The organism is Haloarcula sp. H-hyl2, assembly GCF_056934385.1.
The window spans coordinates 1,333,393-1,349,583 of record NZ_JBRIIJ010000002.1 but is presented as its reverse complement, the minus strand read 5'-3'; the positions used below and the strand labels follow the sequence as shown (position 1 = coordinate 1,349,583).

Annotated in this window: 19 protein-coding genes; 9 read left to right on the top strand and 10 right to left on the bottom strand. The window is 65.5% G+C overall.

Annotated elements, in window-relative coordinates:
* Nucleotides 1–3: 3 nt before the first annotated feature.
* On the bottom strand, nt 4–894 hold the full coding sequence (locus Hhyl2_RS16795; protein WP_483551910.1) for a coiled-coil protein: 891 nt from the start codon (nt 892–894) through the stop codon (nt 4–6).
* 335 nt (nt 895–1,229) lie between these two features.
* Here Hhyl2_RS16795 and Hhyl2_RS16790 point away from each other — a divergent pair, with 335 nt between their 5' ends.
* The 3 genes from Hhyl2_RS16790 (at nt 1,230) to Hhyl2_RS16780 (ending at nt 2,716) form a co-directional block, all read left to right on the top strand.
* Complete coding sequence (locus Hhyl2_RS16790; protein WP_483551909.1) at nt 1,230–1,403, top strand: hypothetical protein; 174 nt, start codon at nt 1,230–1,232, stop codon at nt 1,401–1,403.
* Between the two features lie 20 nt (nt 1,404–1,423).
* Nucleotides 1,424–1,849, top strand: coding sequence for a DUF371 domain-containing protein (locus tag Hhyl2_RS16785; protein WP_483551908.1), 426 nt, complete (start codon nt 1,424–1,426; stop codon nt 1,847–1,849).
* A 63-nt stretch (nt 1,850–1,912) separates the two neighbouring features.
* Nucleotides 1,913–2,716, top strand: a complete 804-nt coding sequence (locus tag Hhyl2_RS16780; RefSeq protein ID WP_483551907.1) for an endonuclease III domain-containing protein — start codon at nt 1,913–1,915, stop codon at nt 2,714–2,716.
* Between the two features lie 13 nt (nt 2,717–2,729).
* On the opposite strand, the gene Hhyl2_RS16775 is transcribed toward Hhyl2_RS16780, so the two are convergent.
* The 5 genes from Hhyl2_RS16775 to Hhyl2_RS16755 all read right to left on the bottom strand — a co-directional run bounded on the left by Hhyl2_RS16775 (nt 2,730) and on the right by Hhyl2_RS16755 (nt 7,513).
* Entirely contained in the window at nt 2,730–3,359 is a 630-nt protein-coding gene (locus Hhyl2_RS16775; protein ID WP_483551906.1) for a DUF7125 family protein, read from the bottom strand.
* Between the two features lie 69 nt (nt 3,360–3,428).
* Nucleotides 3,429–4,463 (bottom strand): aldo/keto reductase, encoded by a 1,035-nt coding sequence (locus tag Hhyl2_RS16770; RefSeq protein WP_483551905.1) that lies wholly within the window; start codon nt 4,461–4,463, stop codon nt 3,429–3,431.
* Between the two features lie 42 nt (nt 4,464–4,505).
* Nucleotides 4,506–5,729 carry a two-component system sensor histidine kinase NtrB gene (locus Hhyl2_RS16765; RefSeq protein ID WP_483551904.1) on the bottom strand — a complete coding sequence of 408 codons (1,224 nt, stop codon included), beginning with the start codon at nt 5,727–5,729 and terminating at the stop codon, nt 4,506–4,508.
* A complete protein-coding gene (locus Hhyl2_RS16760; RefSeq protein ID WP_483551903.1) occupies nt 5,726–6,925 on the bottom strand; it encodes an FIST signal transduction protein in 1,200 nt (399 codons plus the stop codon). The genes Hhyl2_RS16765 and Hhyl2_RS16760 overlap by 4 nt, the downstream gene beginning before the upstream one ends.
* A 162-nt stretch (nt 6,926–7,087) precedes the next feature.
* Complete coding sequence (locus tag Hhyl2_RS16755) at nt 7,088–7,513, bottom strand: disulfide bond formation protein B (protein ID WP_483551902.1); 426 nt, start codon at nt 7,511–7,513, stop codon at nt 7,088–7,090.
* 81 nt (nt 7,514–7,594) lie between these two features.
* Between Hhyl2_RS16755 and Hhyl2_RS16750 the strand changes: the two genes are divergently transcribed.
* On the top strand, nt 7,595–8,077 hold the full coding sequence (locus tag Hhyl2_RS16750; protein ID WP_483551901.1) for a DUF7984 family protein: 483 nt from the start codon (nt 7,595–7,597) through the stop codon (nt 8,075–8,077).
* 46 nt (nt 8,078–8,123) lie between these two features.
* Complete coding sequence (locus Hhyl2_RS16745) at nt 8,124–8,849, top strand: ATP-grasp domain-containing protein (protein ID WP_483551900.1); 726 nt, start codon at nt 8,124–8,126, stop codon at nt 8,847–8,849.
* 1 nt (nt 8,850) lies between these two features.
* Here the strand turns inward: Hhyl2_RS16745 and Hhyl2_RS16740 are convergent, their stop codons facing one another.
* Both Hhyl2_RS16740 and Hhyl2_RS16735 read right to left on the bottom strand, forming a co-directional pair.
* A complete protein-coding gene (locus tag Hhyl2_RS16740) occupies nt 8,851–9,702 on the bottom strand; it encodes a metallophosphoesterase family protein (protein WP_483551899.1) in 852 nt (283 codons plus the stop codon).
* Between the two features lie 2 nt (nt 9,703–9,704).
* The gene (locus Hhyl2_RS16735) at nt 9,705–10,238 is read right to left on the bottom strand and encodes a hypothetical protein (RefSeq protein ID WP_483551898.1); all 534 of its coding nucleotides are present in this window, start codon (nt 10,236–10,238) and stop codon (nt 9,705–9,707) included.
* An 87-nt stretch (nt 10,239–10,325) separates the two neighbouring features.
* Here Hhyl2_RS16735 and proS point away from each other — a divergent pair, with 87 nt between their 5' ends.
* Entirely contained in the window at nt 10,326–11,780 is a 1,455-nt protein-coding gene (gene proS / locus Hhyl2_RS16730) for a proline--tRNA ligase (RefSeq protein WP_483551897.1), read from the top strand.
* A gap of 138 nt (nt 11,781–11,918) precedes the next feature.
* On the opposite strand, the gene Hhyl2_RS16725 is transcribed toward proS, so the two are convergent.
* Entirely contained in the window at nt 11,919–12,236 is a 318-nt protein-coding gene (locus Hhyl2_RS16725; RefSeq protein WP_483551896.1) for an RPA12/RPB9/RPC11 RNA polymerase family protein, read from the bottom strand.
* A 166-nt stretch (nt 12,237–12,402) separates the two neighbouring features.
* Complete coding sequence (locus Hhyl2_RS16720) at nt 12,403–13,563, bottom strand: hypothetical protein (RefSeq protein WP_483551895.1); 1,161 nt, start codon at nt 13,561–13,563, stop codon at nt 12,403–12,405.
* Between the two features lie 509 nt (nt 13,564–14,072).
* Here Hhyl2_RS16720 and Hhyl2_RS16715 point away from each other — a divergent pair.
* From Hhyl2_RS16715 to Hhyl2_RS16705, 3 genes are all read left to right on the top strand, one after another.
* Entirely contained in the window at nt 14,073–14,660 is a 588-nt protein-coding gene (locus Hhyl2_RS16715; protein WP_483551894.1) for a TetR/AcrR family transcriptional regulator, read from the top strand.
* A 110-nt stretch (nt 14,661–14,770) separates the two neighbouring features.
* Nucleotides 14,771–15,427: a DUF2306 domain-containing protein gene (locus Hhyl2_RS16710; protein WP_483551893.1), complete on the top strand. Its 657-nt coding sequence runs from the start codon at nt 14,771–14,773 to the stop codon at nt 15,425–15,427.
* Nucleotides 15,428–15,704: 277 nt separating this feature from the next.
* Nucleotides 15,705–16,121, top strand: coding sequence for a CBS domain-containing protein (locus Hhyl2_RS16705; RefSeq protein ID WP_483551892.1), 417 nt, complete (start codon nt 15,705–15,707; stop codon nt 16,119–16,121).
* Nucleotides 16,122–16,191 lie beyond the last annotated feature (70 nt).

Sequence of the window (16,191 nt, the reverse complement as noted above, 5' to 3'; positions counted from 1 at the left end):
AGATTACAGCTTGCCGGCCTTCTGCAGCTTCATCAGGTCCTCGGTGTCGAGGGTCTCGCCTTCCTTGAACTTCTGGTAGATCTCCTCGGCCTCCTCGCGAGCGGCTTCCTGCTTCTCCTCGCGCTGGGACCGTTCCTCTTTCTCCTCTTTCTTGTCCAGTTCCCGCAGGCGCTTCTGGACGCGGACGAAGTCCTCGTGGTGCTGGTCGGCAGCTTCCTGGGCCTCGACGAACTCCTCGTGCTTCTCGTCGGCCTCGTCACGGATCTCGTCGGCCTCGCGGTAGGCCTCGATCATCTGGTTGTGGTGCTTCTGGGCCTCGTCGGCGAGCTCCGTGACCTTCTGGTGGTGCTTGGAGGCTTCCGATCGGACCTCTTCGGCCTCCGCTTTGAGATCTTCGAGGTCGTCAGTCTGGTCGAGTTTCTCCGTCTTCTCCTGGAGCTTCTCGCGCTTTTCCTCGATCTTCTCGATGAGCTCTTTCTCGTCCTCCGAGGAGAGCACCTCGGTCTGTTGCTTGAATTCGAGATCCTCGATCTCGTCTTTGAGCTCGTCGACGGACTTGCCCTCGTCGAGTTCCAGATCGTTCTTGAGACTGTCGACCTTGTCGAACAGCTCGTTGGCCTTCGCGTTGAGCTCGTTGCGCTGGTCCTTGTGCTCCTGGACCTGCTCGTTGAGCTCGTCGCGCTTCTCGCGGTGCTCCTGGGCCTCGTCGACCTTCTCGCGCGTCTTCGCGTTCAGGTCGTCGCGGCTGGAGGCCCGCTCGGAGGCCATCTGGTTCAGCTCGTTCCGTCGGTCGCGGAGCTGCCCGGCGAGTTTGATGAGCTCGCCCTTCGATTTGTTTTCAAGATCCTCTTCGGTTACTGTGACGTTTTTCGATTCGTCTATCGAGTCTGCCATTGTTGAAACCTCTATGCCATCACCGCTTCCGGGTAGACAGTCGATCCGCTAGTGAGGGGCGGACGCCAATAACAAGGGTTCCCTCTCATGTTGGGCGGAAAGCGATACTGCCTGAACGCGGAAGCGTTCTGGTACCTGAACATACCGGGGGGAGTTGTTTAAATATTCCGGTGCAAATGATACCGTGGTTTGGCCTCACACACCCGCTAACGGGCGCGTGAAGGATTGACACGGGTTCGGAACAATATATAAAGCTCAATACTCTCCGGAGTTCAGTTTCACTTTCACTCCGGGGATGGCTCGCATTGACGTCGGTAGCCCTCCAACTGAGAGATATGCTGGACGAACTCGACGACGCGGCGAACCCGACCTGCGAAGACGAGACCTGCAACCGGACGCTGGACGTGCCGGCACTGGTCTTCGAGACCGATGGCGGTCGCCGGGCGGCCTACGAGTGTACGTGTGGTGCGGTGACGGTGACCGTCCTGTGTCCGAAGTCCGCGCGCTGAAGTGTGCTGCCCGGCGAGGAGTGGGTATGCAAGAAGTCGTTCACGCACACGGCCACGAGAACGTCAGTGGCGAGCACACGAGCACACTCGAAGTAACCAGCGACGACTTCCTCACGCCGGCCGGTGACTGCATCCTCGCCGTCGAGGCCGACCGCGTCCCCTGCGAGTTCGACGACGAGTTCGTCGCGGCCTGCCAAGACGCCGCTACAACCATCACCGCGACGTTCGAGGCCGACGGCCACACCGTCACCGTCGAGGGACGGGGCCACCCGGACCTCACCTTCGAGAGCGACCGGAGCCACGTCCTGCGGACCAGTGACTACGTCGACGACCGGACCGTGATGGTCGATTCGGACGCTGCAGCCGCTCATGTCGACCGAGACATGGTCACCGCGCTGGCGGCGGGCGCCGACCTCACGATGACGCTCCGTGCCGGCAGCAACTGAGTCCGATCGCGAGGGGCGACTCGAAGTGGAGTGTTTTAGCCGACGGCGTCCCAGTGGTCGACCATGGAGGACCCGGAACCGGATCGCAACATCAGTGGGGGAGCGGCGGGCGGCGGCCAGGAGCGGACCTTCGCTCCCGGCAGCGCGGGGACCCGTGCCGAAGCCGTCGTCGACGCACTCGGTGACCTGTACTGGCAGAAGCGCTACGGCGGCCGGGACGGCTTCGAGTGTCTCGTCCGCACCATCCTGAGTCAGAACACCAGCGACACGGCCAGTCAACCGGCCCACGACGCACTGCTGGAACGGTACGGCGGCGGCGATCTCGCGGCCGCGCTCGCGGACGCAGACCAGCAGGAACTGGCCGAGACAATCTCCGCGGCGGGGCTGTACAACCAGAAGTCGGAACGGATCGTCGCCATCGCCGAGCAGATCTGTGAGACCTACGACGGCGAGGACGGCTTCGACGCGTTCGTGAAAGACGAAGATTCGGCGACGGTTCGGGAGACGCTGCTGGCCTACGACGGCGTCGGCCCGAAGACTGCCGACTGTGTCCTGTTGTTCGCCGGCGGCCGCGGTGGCGTCTTCCCCGTCGACACCCACGTCCACCGCATCGCCCGGCGGATGGGACTGGCACCGGCCGACGCCGACCACGAGACGGTCCGGGAACACCTCGAACGGGACGTCCCGGCCGAGAAATGTGGTTTCGGCCACACTGCGATGATCCAGTTCGGCCGCGAGTACTGTTCGGCCCGGAAGCCGGCCTGTCTGGACGACCCCGAGGCCTGCCCGCTGGCGGGCCACTGCGACCAGATCGGTGTCTATCCGGCCAGCGGCGAGGTCGTCGACCCCGCCGAAGCGGGCGACTGAGATCGCAGCCCACTCAGGCGATATCCCGGCTCGTGTCGATAGAGACGGTCTTGCCGAGATTCAGTTCCATGACGCGGTCGTCGTCCGCGAGCGTCACTCCACCGGCCTTCGGGATCTCCAGCGTGTAGGTCAGTTTACTCCCCCGGCGCTGACACCGGAGTTGCCAGACGAACTCCGCCGCCGCGAGCGTGAACTCCCGGTTCGCCGGCGGGTCGTCCGTGTCCAGACAGTGGAGGATGCCGACGGTGTCGGTCTCCTGGCGGCGCTTGCCCACGTGGTTGAGGAAGGAGACGTACTCGCTCTGTGTGGCTGCCGCTTCGAGCGGGTCCAGCACGCTCACGATGACGTCCTGGCCCGGTTCGAGTGACTCCAGTTCCGAACGGATCGCGTCGAGTCCGTCGTCGACGCCGATATTTGTGATGGACGCGATCTTCGGTTCGGTCAGGAGACGGTCGAGTTCTTCACGGACGGTAGCAGGGTCCCGGAGCGTCGTGAAGTAGTGGGTCGGGCGCTCGTGTAGGCCCGCGTGCAACAGCGGATCGACCTGTGCCTCGGGCGGCGAGGTCAGCACCACCAGCGACCCCTCGGGGAGCCCACCGCCGAAGGTCCGGTCGACGGCGTCGATACCGGTCGAGAGTGTCATCGACCGGACGGAAGGCGGACAGGACCAAAAATACGTGTGTCCTGGTGACACCCAGCGTACTTCGGACGCCTACGACGTCCGGTGGCCCCAGCGCCGACCGTCCTCGGCGTAGCGGGCCGAGACGATCCGGTTGAACTGTGCGTCAGAAAGCGAGATGTCGATCGCGCCCACGTTCTCGTCGAGTTGGTCGACGGTGCGCGCGCCGACGATGGGAACGCAGGTGAAGTCCGGTTGCTCGATGAGCCAGCGGAGCGCGACCTGTGCGGGCGTGGCATCGAGTTCGTCCGCGACGGCACGGAGTTCGTCGAGGACGTGCCAGCCACGCTCGGAGAGGTAGTAGTCCTGGAAGGAATCGTAGATGTCGCCGCGGGCGCCTTCGGGCCCCTCGAACTGCTTCGGGTCGTCGGGGTCGGCGCGCTCGTACTTCCCGGTGAGGAACCCACCCGCCAGCGGCGAGTACGGGCAGACGGCCATCTCCTGGTCGGCGCAGACGTCGAGATAGTCCTTCACGTCGTCGCGGTAGCCGGCGTGGAAGAGTGGCTGTGTCACCTCGAACCGCTGGAGGTCCTCGACGTCCGATTTCCAGAGGGCCTTCGTCAGTTGCCAGGCCGCCATCGTCGAGGCGCCCAGATAGTGGACCTTCCCCTCGTGAACCAGGTCGTCGAGCGTCGAGAGGGTCTCCTCGATGTCGCTGTCCTCGTCCCAGCGGTGGATGTAGTAGAGGTCCAGATAGTCCGTGTCCAGGCGATCGAGCGTCCCCTCGATCTGGGCGCGGATGTGTTTCCGACCCAGGCCGGAGTCGTTCGGACCCGGTTCGCCCCGGCCGTCGAAGGGGAAGTACACCTTCGAGGCGACGACGAAGTCCTCGCGGTCGTGGTCGTCGAGCCACTCGCCGACGTACTCCTCGCTGAGGCCGTGGGGCGTGCCGTAGACGTTGGCGGTGTCGATGAAGTTGATGCCCCGTTCCCAGGCGGCGTCCAGCAGTTCGTGGGCCTGTTCGCGGTCCGTCTCGACGACACCACCGGTCTCCCGGCCGAAGCGCCACGTCCCGAAGCAAAGTTGCGAGACTGTCGTTCCCGTCGAACCGAGTCGTGTGTACTCCATAGTCGAACGCAGGCCCGGTCGAGCCAAAACCGTTGTGCTCGCTCAGTCCTCGACGGTACGGACACCAGTGATGTCGAAGCGTGTCCCCTGCCCACCATCCGAGAGCGAGAGGTCCCAGCCGTGGGCTTCGACGATGCTCTGGACGATCGAAAGCCCGAGTCCCGTCCCGTCGGTCGCGGTGGTGTATCCCGATTCGAGGACCCTGTCGCGGGCCGCTTCCGGGATGCCGGGGCCATCGTCGACGACGTAGAACCCCTCGTCCAGCCGGCCGACGTGGACCTCGACATCGTCACCACAGTGGTCGATGGCGTTGCGAAAGAGGTTCTCGAGCAGTTCGACCAGCCGTTGCTGGTCGGCCAGGATCCGACCCAGCCCGTCGTCCGTCGTCAGCGTCGCCTCGCTGGTCTGGACCGTCGACCACGCCTGGACGGCCACCAGATCGAGGTCGCACTCCTCGAACTCGCCGACCGTCTGGCCCTGCCGCGCGAGCGTGAGGAGTTTGTCGATCAGATCCGCCATCCGGTCGTGGGCCTCGGCCACCTTCTCCAGATGGGAGAGGTCGCCGGTCTCGCGGGCCAGTTCGAGCTGTCCGTTCGCGATGTTCAGCGGGTTGCGCAGGTCGTGGCTGACGACGCTGGCGAACCGCTCCAGTTGTTCGTTCTGGCGTTCGAGTTCGCGCTGGCGCTCGCGCTGCTCAGTGATATCCGTGTATATCCCGTACCCCTCCGCGTCGCCGGTCGGCGTGACGACCGTGATCCCCCGAAACAGGAGGTCACGGCGGTCGCCGTCGGCGGTCACCCGCTGTATCTCCGTCTCGACCCGGTTGCCCTGGAGTGCCTGTCTGTCGAGCTGTTCGGCGCTCGCTCGTTCCTGGGGCGGGACGATGAACTCGTTTATCGGTTCGCCGACGATGGTGTCGGCATCGTAGCCGAAGACGTCCTCGAACGCGCCGTTGACCGTCCTGACGATCGGTTCGTGGTCGACGAAATCGACGATGAACGCGGCGTCGGGGATGTGCTCGAAGAGCGCGTGGAACCGTTCCTCGGCCTGTGTCCGGACGAGCAGGTCCTGTGCGATGATCTCCACGTAGCCGTCGTAGTCGTTCCGGATCGTCTCACAGATACTGATGATCGCCTCCCGGTCCAGTTCGTCGCCCTCGGCACCGACGCTCTCGACCGCCTCGTCGACGATCTGGGTCGCCTTCTCGACGCCGACGCTCTCGCTGAAATGTTCGATGAGATCGACGCGTGCAGTCGAGTCGCTCATCGTGGGAGGACCATCACCACCGCGGTCGTGTTGTGGTAGCCGCTGGTCTGTCCGCGCTCCATGCACACCTCGCCGTACGTTTCGAATCCGGTGTAGGGAACACCGAGTTCGTCGCCGATGGCAGCGACGGCGTCGTCGAACTCGTCTTCGAGGATGACGGCTCGGCAGACACAGTCGTAGACGAAACCACCCGCAGCGGCACCCTCGTCCAGTTGGTCACGGGCCTCTCGTGCGGCCTCTCGAACAGCGTCCTTCTGTGCCTCGTTGGGACTGTGCATGACGCGGAAGACGGTCCCCTCGGGGACACCCATCGCGAACTGGAGCGGGCCGTCAGTCTGCTCGGTCAGCCCCGGCCACCTGATCTTGTACGCCCGCCCCTGGTCGATCCCGAACTCGTAGCGCGTCATGAACTTCGTGAGCGCCTCACTCCCGGGTTCGAGGTCGTCGAGGTCGTAGCCGAACTGCTCGCGGGCGTCCTCGGCGGCCGCCTCCTTCCAGACCTCGAAGGCCGGCCGGCCGTCGAGTTCGTAGACGGTGTCGCCGTCCGCCTTCGTGACCGTGACGGGCTCGGAGATGGGAGTGTGACCGTGATTGACCGCGATACCGACCGGTTCCTTCGAGGCCAGGAGCGCCATCGCCGTCGCGTCCTCGGCGACGGTCCGGCCCTCGAAGACGTGGGTCGCGTCCATCTGCATGTCGTCACCCGCGGACCCACCGGCCAGACTGACCTGGGGACCGAGTTTCTGCTGGGAGACGACCGCGAGTTGCTCGCCGACGCCACCCAGCCCGTCGTGTAGCGAGATCGCCGACTGGAAGGGGTACCCGTCGACCTGGTCGGGGAACTCCCTGATCGCCTCGCGGACACACCCGTTCACGTCGTCGCGCAGGCCCGTCCCGAGACCGCTGTAGAACTGGATGGTGTCGCTGGTTACGAGCGCGAGCGCGACGCTGTGGTCGTACGCCCCCTCGTCGGTGAACTCACCCGACGACGAACAGCCGACGAGCGTCGTCTCCTCGCCGACGACGTCGAAGACCCCGTCGAGAACGGCCTCGTACTCGTACGCAGCCGAGCAGAACACCTGACAGAAGTCGACCCGGTCGGTCCCCAGGTCGTCTCTCGCCGCCTGCGCGGCCCGTGTCGCGGTATCGTGCCCGTCAGTACCGGTCGCGATACCGGTCGTGAACTTCGTTTCCATCGGTGTATTCTGGTCAGGACGCTGTCGTCCCGGATGGACACAAATACAGCAGTCAGGACGATAACGCTATGGGTGAGCTATCAGAATTAAAAATGATCCATTCACGACATAGAAACCAGGTATCACTCTCGGGCCGGGAATCCGATCGTCGCGCTGGTCCTCTCAGTCACGACGAGGAGCCCACGTGTATCCGACGATGCCTGTCACGAGCAGGAACGCCAGCAACGAGAGGTTCGGAATCGTCAGGACCCCGAACAACCGATACTGGACGGTCGCACAGCTGATAACGCCGACCGAACAGGTCGTCTGTGTCACCTGGAGCCACGAGTGATAGGTCGCCAGGACGACGCCGAACACGGAGAGCGGGAGGACGGTGCGAGCGACGCCGGGGCGCCGCTCGACGGCGGCGACGCCGAGGACGACGACGAGCGGGTACATGAGGATCCGCTGGTACCAGCAGAGCCGACACGGGGTCAGCCCCAGACCCAGCGAGAACGTCAGACTCCCGACCGTCGCGACAGCGGCGACGACCGTCGCGACGGCCAGCAGCGACCGGGGGGAGGCCGGACCGGCGTCGGCACGGGACATATCCGTGCTGTCGGCCCGCGGGGCAAAAGCGTTCCGTGGTATCGGCGCCACAGCGAAGGGGCCTGCCGTCGAGTATAACGTATGCAGGTCACGAAAGCCGTGGTCCGCGAGGAGTACGCGTGGACTCGCGAGCGTGCGGCCGTGGTCGTCCCGCTGATCAACGAAACGCGGGCCCGACTGGGCGAGCAGTTCGACGTGTCGGTCCCCGAGATATCGGTCGCGGAGTACGACGCCTGTGTCGAGTCGGTGTTCGACGACGGCGACCGTGCGGTCAACGTCGCCGCGCTGACGCGGCTCCTCCGGGACCTCGACGTCGCGGACGACTATCCGGGGTTCGTCGTCGACGAGTTGCTGGGTCGGGAACTGGCGGCGATGATCGCCGGCGAACAGCCGCTTCGACTGCTGGCGGAAGCGACCTTCCACGTCGCGGACGTCCACACCCACGGCACCGAGGGCGACAGTGCCGGCGCGGACGACCTCGACGCGGCGCTCGCGGCCGGCGTCCAGACACGACTGCCAGGCTGGCCCTGGCGCGAACAGGCGAGTCCGTTCGTCCTCGATTGACGCGCGCCCGTCCAACCTTTTTGTCGCCCCCCTGCGACCGCCCGATATGGATACGATTGGGTTCATCTGCGAGCGCACCCATCCGGTCTTCTGGCCGGTGGCCGAGCGACTCGCAGCGCGGGGGTTCGACGTCACCTTCTTCCGGCCGGGTGAGACCATCACACGGGCGGCGATCGGTGACCTCGCGGCGCTGGTCAACAAGAAGATCCGGCCGCAGTCGTTCACCGCACTCCACTACGCCGACCGCATCGGCGTCCCGACGTGGAACGGCTTCTTCCCGACGACTGCGCTGTCCTGTCGACTCGTTGCACTCAACGCGCTGGAGGCGGTCGGCTGTACCGTGCCCGAGATCTCATTCGAGAAGCCGACCGGCGACTACGTCGCGAAGGGACGGTACAGCTGGACCGGGACGCCGACGCTAGGGGGCGAGGGCGACTTCTACCAGGAGCGCATCCGGGCCGAGCCGGTCGATTACAAGTACTACGCCGTCGACGACGGCCGCGAGACCCACGTCCGGGTGCTGACGGCGCGCTCGAAGCTCACCGAGCAGAAGGAACTCATCGGCGAGGGCGAGGTCGACATCACGCTCGCCGCACAGGTCCGTGAACTGCTCGACCAGTTCGAGGCGCGCGCGGTCGGCGTCGACTTCGTCCGGAGTGACGACGACGAGTTCTACGCCGTGGACGTCAACCCCGCACCGAGTTTCACCGGGACGAACATGGAACGCCGGATCGCCGACTCTGTGGCCTCGCTGACGACCATCGGTGCCTGAGTTACCACTCCACCCGGCAGATCTCCCCCTCTTCGCCGTCGCGTAGGTCGTGATAGTGGACGCTGGCCACGCCCGCGTCCGTGTCGATGTCGAGCCAGCGGAGGTCGCCGTCGTAGTCGGGATCGCTCTTGCCGAAGTGGCGGGCGAGGACGTGCGTGACACCGCCGACCTCGCGGGTCGCGCGGCCGCGGTCCTGGGAGTAGTGGCCGCTGTTGACCAGGACCGTCTCGCCCCGTTCCAGCCGGCGCTGGACGGCGGGATAGTTCAGCGTGTACCGGTAGGCGCCGGTGCGCCCCTGGTTCCAGTCGTCCATGCGCGGGTACTGCGTCAGTGGTGTGTGACAGTAGACGAACGTGGGGATCTCGCTGTCGGCGTCGAACAGCCGGTCGAGCATCGACAGTTGTGGTGCGGTGACGAAGTTCTGTGTCTGGTAGAGCGCGTGGTAGCCGGCATTCGGGTTCGGATCGAGGAAGACGTGTCTGACACCACCCTCCCGGGCAGCCCAGAAGCGCGGGTGCTCCTCGGGGTCGAAGACGTCCTGGAACACCGATAGCGGGCGGTCGTGGTTGCCACGGATGACCCGATACGGGGCGTCGAGTTCGGTGTCGAGCAGGTCCTTCACGCGGCGGAAGTCCGCCCGGTAGTACTGGTCGTCCGCGTCGCCGTGCCACTCCCCCCAGTCGACCCGTTCGGTCGTCTTCGAGGCCAGCGAGCGCAGGTCGCCACCGACGAGCGTCCAGTCGACGCCCTTCTCGTTGAGAACCGCACAGCCCCGTCGGGCGCGCTCGGCGCCGTCGTAGGCCCGGCGCTGGCCGCTCGTCACGTGGATGTCGAAGATGAGTCCGACCCGCATGGTCACTCCGAGAACAGTTGGACCGCTGTCGCTCGGTCGACCGTCGCGGTGCCGTCCTCGACGCGAGCGCGCACGTCGAACCCGCCGTAGACCTCGCGCCCGTCGCGCACTGCCTCGGGGTCGTCGGGCGCCACCTCGACCATCGGCGTCTGGAAGTCGCCGGTCCGCGTCAGGTCCACCTCCACCTCGTAGTGGTCGCCCTCCAGATGCCGCTGGGAGAGCCAGAGCGACAGCGTCGCGCCCGTGTCGACGGAGACGTGGCCCACGACGTTGAGGTACATGGGGACGTCGTCGTGGCCGCCCAGATACGGCAGTGTGAACCGGCTCCGCTGGAGCGTGACGTACTCGCCGGTCTCGACGGTCCAGTCGGCGTCGTCGGCCTCGGTGGCGTCGGGCGCCGGCCCGAGCGGCCAGGACGTGACCAGTTCCGGCCCGGCCCGGCGCGGTCGGTAGTCCCGCGAGGCCAGCCCGGAGTCGCTAGCGGCCAGCGGCGACGGGCGCGTGCCGTCCTCCGGAGTCATGTTGTGTTCTGTCATGCAACTCACTCCGTGCGCACGGCTTTTCAGTGTAGGGTGCGGCGCTGAAACGCAGTGGGTTTGTACCCCCCGTGTCAGAGTACGGGTATGAGCGGCGAGCAGGAACTCGGTATCACCGAGTCCAAGGAGCACGCGACCGGCGAGTGGTACGCCGAAGTGGTACAGAAGGCCGGCCTGGCGGACTACGCGCCGATGGGCGGGTTCATCGTCACACGACCCCGCGGATACGCCATCTGGGAGCACATCCAGGACCACCTCGACGGCTGGTTCAAGGACACCGGCGTCGACAACGCCTACTTCCCGCTGTTCATCCCGGAGTCGTACCTGGAACGCGAGAAGGACATCGTGGAGGGGTTCGACCCCGAGGTGGCGTGGGTGACCCACGGCGGCCACGACGAACTCGAAGAGCGACTGGCGGTCCGGCCGACCAGCGAGTCCATCATCGCGCCGTTCATGGCCCAGTGGACCCGCTCGCACCGTGACCTGCCGATGCGTCTCAACCAGTGGTGTTCGGTCGTCCGGTGGGAGGCCACCGAGACCAAACCGTTCTTCCGCACGAAGGAGTTCCTCTGGCAGGAGGGTCACACCGCCCACGCCGACGAGGACGGCGCGTGGGACGAGACGATGACCCGTCTGGACCAGTACGCACGTCTGTACGAGGACGTGATGGCGATGCCCCCGCTGAAGGGACGCAAGCCCGAACACGACAAGTTCCCCGGCGCACACACGACGACGACCGTCGAGACGCTGATGCCCGACGGCAAGTCCGTCCAGGCGGCGACCTCCCACTACCTGGGGACCTCCTTCGCCGAGGCGTTCGACATCACCTACGCCGACGAGGACGAAGAGGACACCGCGGCCCATACGACCTCCTGGGGGCTGTCCTGGCGGGCGATGGGCGCGCTCATCATGACCCACTCCGACGACCAGGGGCTGGTGCTCCCGCCCGCCGTCGCGCCGACCCAGGTCGTCGTCGTCCCCATCTGGCAGGAGGACACCAAAGACGACGTCGTCGAGTACGCGGCCGACCTGGCCGCCGAACTGGAGGAAGCCGGCGTCCGCGTCGAACTCGACGACCGCGAACACCGCAACCCCGGCTTCAAGTTCAACGAACACGAGCTCAACGGCGTTCCCCTCCGCGTGGAGATCGGGCCCCACGAGGTCGAGGACGAGGAGGCGACGCTGGTCCACCGCCCCGACGGCGAGCAGGAGACCGTCGCTCGCGGGGGCATCGCCGAGACCGCCCAGGACCACCTGGATACGGTCCACGCGAAACTGTACGCCAGCGCCGAGGAGACGCTGGACGGCGAGATCCGCGAGGCCGACTCCCGCGAGGAGATTCTGGGGACCATCGGCCAGCACGGCGGCTACGTCAAGGCCGGCTGGTGTGGCGACGAGGCCTGTGAGGAGCCCATCAAGGACGCCATCGCCGCCGAGATCGTGATGGTGCCGCTGGACCGGGACGAGGAACCGATCCACGACGAGTGTGCCATCTGTGGCGAGGACAGCGAGGAGACTGCGTACTTCGCCAAATCCTACTAACCCACCTTTTTCACCCGGGGTTCGCGCTCGCCGCAGGCTCGCGTCCGGTGATCTGCGGGAGTATCGCGACAAGAGACTCGTCAGAGGTTTGTTCTGACGGTGACACCGCGCCTGCAGCGGGATTCACGAGATGGGGCGTCAGGACTCGCGCCACTTGTGGCCGCACTCGACGCAGGTGAACAGCCGAACCTCGTATGAGCCGCCCGGATTGGGCAGCATCTCGTAGTAGGCCCGGTCGCTGTCGCAGTCCTCGGCCGGACAGGGCTCCTGCATCGTCTCGGTAGAGTCCTGGGTCCCGTCGGCTACGGCGGGTGCTCCGTCGTCCCGCTGTCCGTCCTGGGTCGTCATCGCCGCTTCTGCCTGTGAGTCCCGCGGCGCCTCGTTCTCGCAGGAGCGACACACCCACGTCTCGCCCTCCGTGTGCATCACCGAACCGCAGTCGTCACAGAATTGCATATAAAGTCCGGATACACGGGTGTCGGATATATGTGTTAACTTCCGGTCCGTCGTGGATTGCAGGCGACTGCTCGTGCTGACTGTACTGGAGCACCGACAGGCGACGGTCGATCTTGCCCGACAGCTATCAACTGGCCACTGGGTGTCGTAGATGTGGCTCGGGATCTCACAGCCCCAGCCCGGTACTGTATTCCAGCGTTCCGAATCCGGTCCCCATCGACTCCTCGTCGATCTGTGTGCCGCCGACACGGCCGGCGAGACCGGTCATCCGAAACATGAACTCGTTGTAGCTCCAGTGAGACGGGATCCGGCCACCGAGTCTCGGGCGGTCGAGCCAGTTTCGCGCGCGGCCGTACGTCCGGGCGACGAACCGCACGTAATCGCCAGCGTCATTCTCGACGCGAACGTCGAAGTCTGGCTGCTCGCCGGTGCCCAGCAGTGGCTCGACGGTGATCCTCTCGAACTCGACGTGGCCGTCGTTCGAGCCCCAGTTCCAGAACCCGGACTGTCGGAGGGGGATCGTCAGGCGTTCGAGTCTATTCGAGGAGAAGAACTTGTAGCCCCGCCGGAACAGCTGCGGCCCGAGAAACGGGATCAGTGCGGAGAACGAGGTCCCGTCGGGGAAGATCGCCCAGATCCACTTCCAGGGGAACAGCGGCATGTCGAAACAGACGCGCTGGAAGTAACACGACCCGGACAGCGTCTCGGGGCCGTCGGGCAGGTCGAACACCCCTTCGAACTCCATCTGACGCCAGGCGACGACCTCGGCGCCACCCAGCGGTGTGTCGATATCCAACGAGTGGTGTGGTGCGGTCATCTTCGAGTCGAGGGCGCCCCAGGCCTCGAACTCCGCCTCGGCGTCGTCGCCGATGACGTGGGCCCGAAGTCCGAGAGGGCGATCCGAAAGCGCGGCCATCTCGCTGCCGCGTCTGGTGCCGTCCGCGCGCTCTGCCCAGGCTTCGAGCCGCTGGTCCTCGCGAGAGAGCATCGCCTGGGCTGGTTGCCTGACCACGTGGTCGTGGACCACGTCGTCGTCGCCGGTCCAGCCGACCGTCGTCGCGTCGAACCTGTCCACCCCATCGGCGACTGGACGGTCTGCGTCCATCCCCTGGGGCGGGAGGTCGTTGATACGGGACTGGTCGCCCACAGCGGCAGCGATCGAGAACATGAGCTGTCGCGGACCGTAGCCCTCCTCGCCCTCCGGAAACAGGAGAAAGAACCACCAGGACGAGGACGTCCTGTTCTGTCGCTCGGGGTTCTGCCACCAGATCTTCTCGAAGACACGCCGGTGCTCGGCGAGCGTCCTGTCCGCGAACGCGTCGGTCATTGGCGTACCTCCCGCTGGGCCGCTCAAATAAGCCGCGCATCGGTCGCTGGAATCGTGTGTCTTGCCCAACACGACCGCGCGATTCCGGTCGTCGTCGGAAGAGTGCTCGACAGACCGTGCAGCCTGCGGGCTGATCGACTCCCGATTCTTGCAGGGGATTGCGGTGGCCGGGAGCGACCTCCGTGCCGCGTGCCGGGGGAGGCCTGCTTCGGAGCATCCGGCGAGCGACGCGAGCAGGATCACCGAAAGACTCGCTGCGCTCGTCGTTCGAGCTGCGTGGAAATCGAAGATTTCCAGCATGACGAGACGGCGGTGCCGTCTCGAACCATCCCGTTCGCTTCGCTCACGAGAACCACGTTTTTCGAGTCGAGCGGGGCCTCCGACCCCGCTGACCGTGCGAACGGGCGCTTCGCGCCCGTGAGCAGAGAGCGGTGTCAGAGCGGCGCGAAGCGCCGCGAGGACACCCGACGATGAAAAAGGTGGTATGTAGTGAGCGGTCACTTAGTCGTATGTCCGACTCAGTGCCGGCCGACGCCAAAGCAGAAGTGGCACAGGCGGTACGGGCCGCTCTCGCCGAACACGGCTACGCACGGCTCACGACGGCCAAGATCGCCGACGAGTACCCTAAAAGCGAGGCGGGGCTGTACTACCACTTCGATTCGAAAGACGAGATGATCGCAGCGTTCCTCGAATTCGCAGCCGGCCAACTGGCCGACGAACTGGCCGCGATCGAGACCGCCGATCCGGAGACACGGCTCCGGGCCGCCTGTGAGTATCTCTTTCGTTCGCCGGGCGAGGAGGGCGCCGGCGTCCACGTGGCCGTCATGGAACTGCTCTCGCACGCGCCGCACAACGAGACACTCCGGGAGCCGCTGCTGACGCTGGAATCGGCCACACTCGAGACGTTGACCGATATCGTCGAAGACGGCGTCGAACGGGGCCTGTTCCGCCCGGTCGACCCACGGGCGACGGCCGCGTTTCTGCTGGCCGCCGCCGACGGTTCGACTGGGTTCCACGTCGCCCTGGAGATGGACGTCGGCGACGACATCCGGGCCGGGTGGGAAGCGTACGTCGATGGCCTGCTGGCCGACGAGTGAGTTCGGTAGGCGAAACGATTCGCGTTGCCTGGCCTTTCAAGTGAGCGCTTACTCAGTAGATTTATTGTGCTGGTCACAGAAAGAGCGACAATGAACTCGGAGACCCTGCGATGTCACTGACCGAAGAACTGACTCTCGGCGTCCACATCGTCGCTGGGTTCGTGGCACTGGGAGGTGGACTCGGTGCGTTCGTCACCGCGAAGGGTGGGCGTCGCCACCGCCGATTCGGGATGGCCTACGTCTACGCGATGGCGGTCGTCTCGGCGACGTCGCTGTTCCTGTACGCGGTCGACCCCGTCTCGTTCCGACTCTTCCTCTCGCTGGTCGCCGTCTTCAGTTTCTACTTCGCGTACTCGGGCTATCGGGTCCTCTCGCGCAAGCGGCCGGCCGATGCGCCCGGCCGCGCGGACTGGATCGCACTGGCGCTGTTCGGCCTCGCCAGCGTCGGCCTCCTCGTGGTCGGCGGGTCGTGGTATCTCGACGGCAGTGGGTTCGCGCCGGTGATTCTGGTGTTCGGCGGCCTCGGGACGGTGTTCACCGCAGGCGACCTGCGGTCGTTCAGAACACAGTCAGAGCCCGGCGAGTGGGTCGGCCAGCACGTCACGCGGATGGGGGCCGGCTACATCGCCGCCGTCTCGGCCTTCTCGGCGGTGAACTTCCTGTTCTTGCCCGCCGTCGCGCGATGGCTCTGGCCGACAGTGCTCGGGACACCGATTCTGGTCTACCTCGGTCGGAAGTACGAGCGCCGGTTCGTACCATCGGGATGAAAGGACAGAAACTGTGGGGTAGGGAGCGTGTGACCTTCTCCATGCCCCCAGAGGCTACTCACCCCCGATAGTACATAAAGTGGCGTCAGACCCGAGTCATACAAACGGAAGACGGCGAACAGATTTCCGGTGAAACAGTCATCTGAGTTTCACATATTCAGTCGGCGCGGTCATCGTCTGGCCGGGGATCGAGTGGCACCCTGAGCGGACGTTTCCAGCAAATGACTGGGAACTAACAGGCGACAATTTTAAACCCGGCCCCATGATACCGACCCGCATGGACGATATCTTTGTCGGCCGACTGATGTCCTCACCTGTAACCACCGTCTCCGCGGAGGCCTCCGCGGAGTCAGTTGCCCAACAGATGCTGGACGAGGGGATCAGCTCAGTGGTGGTCGTCGATTCGGAGAACCATATCGAGGGGATCCTCACCTCGACGGACTTCGTTCGGATCGCCGCTCAGGGCGGCCGGACGAGCGACGTGACCGTCGCCGATCACATGACGACCGAAGTCGAGACCACCACGGCGAACGACTCCATCGAGCACGTCGCGGACCTGATGATCGAACACGCGATCCACCACGTCCCGGTGGTCGACGACACCGAGGGCGTCGTCGGCATCATCACGACGACCGACCTCACGGCCTACCTCTCGGGCATCGAAGATCCGTCGCCGACCCGCGTCGCGAACTGAGATTCGACGCGGAATCCCGGCTCGCCCGCTCGTTACCAACCGTGAAGAAGCGGCATTTATCGTGTAGAAT

Coding starts and splice junctions, on each gene's coding strand:
- Hhyl2_RS16795 (WP_483551910.1), bottom strand. CDS start 894: ATGGCAGACTCGATAGACGAATCGAAAAACGTCACAGTAACCGAAGAG.
- Hhyl2_RS16790 (WP_483551909.1), top strand. CDS start 1,230: ATGCTGGACGAACTCGACGACGCGGCGAACCCGACCTGCGAAGACGAG.
- Hhyl2_RS16780 (WP_483551907.1), top strand. CDS start 1,913: ATGGAGGACCCGGAACCGGATCGCAACATCAGTGGGGGAGCGGCGGGC.
- Hhyl2_RS16775 (WP_483551906.1), bottom strand. CDS start 3,359: ATGACACTCTCGACCGGTATCGACGCCGTCGACCGGACCTTCGGCGGT.
- Hhyl2_RS16770 (WP_483551905.1), bottom strand. CDS start 4,463: ATGGAGTACACACGACTCGGTTCGACGGGAACGACAGTCTCGCAACTT.
- Hhyl2_RS16765 (WP_483551904.1), bottom strand. CDS start 5,729: ATGAGCGACTCGACTGCACGCGTCGATCTCATCGAACATTTCAGCGAG.
- Hhyl2_RS16760 (WP_483551903.1), bottom strand. CDS start 6,925: ATGGAAACGAAGTTCACGACCGGTATCGCGACCGGTACTGACGGGCAC.
- Hhyl2_RS16755 (WP_483551902.1), bottom strand. CDS start 7,513: ATGTCCCGTGCCGACGCCGGTCCGGCCTCCCCCCGGTCGCTGCTGGCC.
- Hhyl2_RS16750 (WP_483551901.1), top strand. CDS start 7,595: ATGCAGGTCACGAAAGCCGTGGTCCGCGAGGAGTACGCGTGGACTCGC.
- Hhyl2_RS16745 (WP_483551900.1), top strand. CDS start 8,124: ATGGATACGATTGGGTTCATCTGCGAGCGCACCCATCCGGTCTTCTGG.
- Hhyl2_RS16740 (WP_483551899.1), bottom strand. CDS start 9,702: ATGCGGGTCGGACTCATCTTCGACATCCACGTGACGAGCGGCCAGCGC.
- Hhyl2_RS16735 (WP_483551898.1), bottom strand. CDS start 10,238: ATGACAGAACACAACATGACTCCGGAGGACGGCACGCGCCCGTCGCCG.
- proS (WP_483551897.1), top strand. CDS start 10,326: ATGAGCGGCGAGCAGGAACTCGGTATCACCGAGTCCAAGGAGCACGCG.
- Hhyl2_RS16725 (WP_483551896.1), bottom strand. CDS start 12,236: ATGCAATTCTGTGACGACTGCGGTTCGGTGATGCACACGGAGGGCGAG.
- Hhyl2_RS16720 (WP_483551895.1), bottom strand. CDS start 13,563: ATGACCGACGCGTTCGCGGACAGGACGCTCGCCGAGCACCGGCGTGTC.
- Hhyl2_RS16715 (WP_483551894.1), top strand. CDS start 14,073: ATGTCCGACTCAGTGCCGGCCGACGCCAAAGCAGAAGTGGCACAGGCG.
- Hhyl2_RS16710 (WP_483551893.1), top strand. CDS start 14,771: ATGTCACTGACCGAAGAACTGACTCTCGGCGTCCACATCGTCGCTGGG.
- Hhyl2_RS16705 (WP_483551892.1), top strand. CDS start 15,705: ATGGACGATATCTTTGTCGGCCGACTGATGTCCTCACCTGTAACCACC.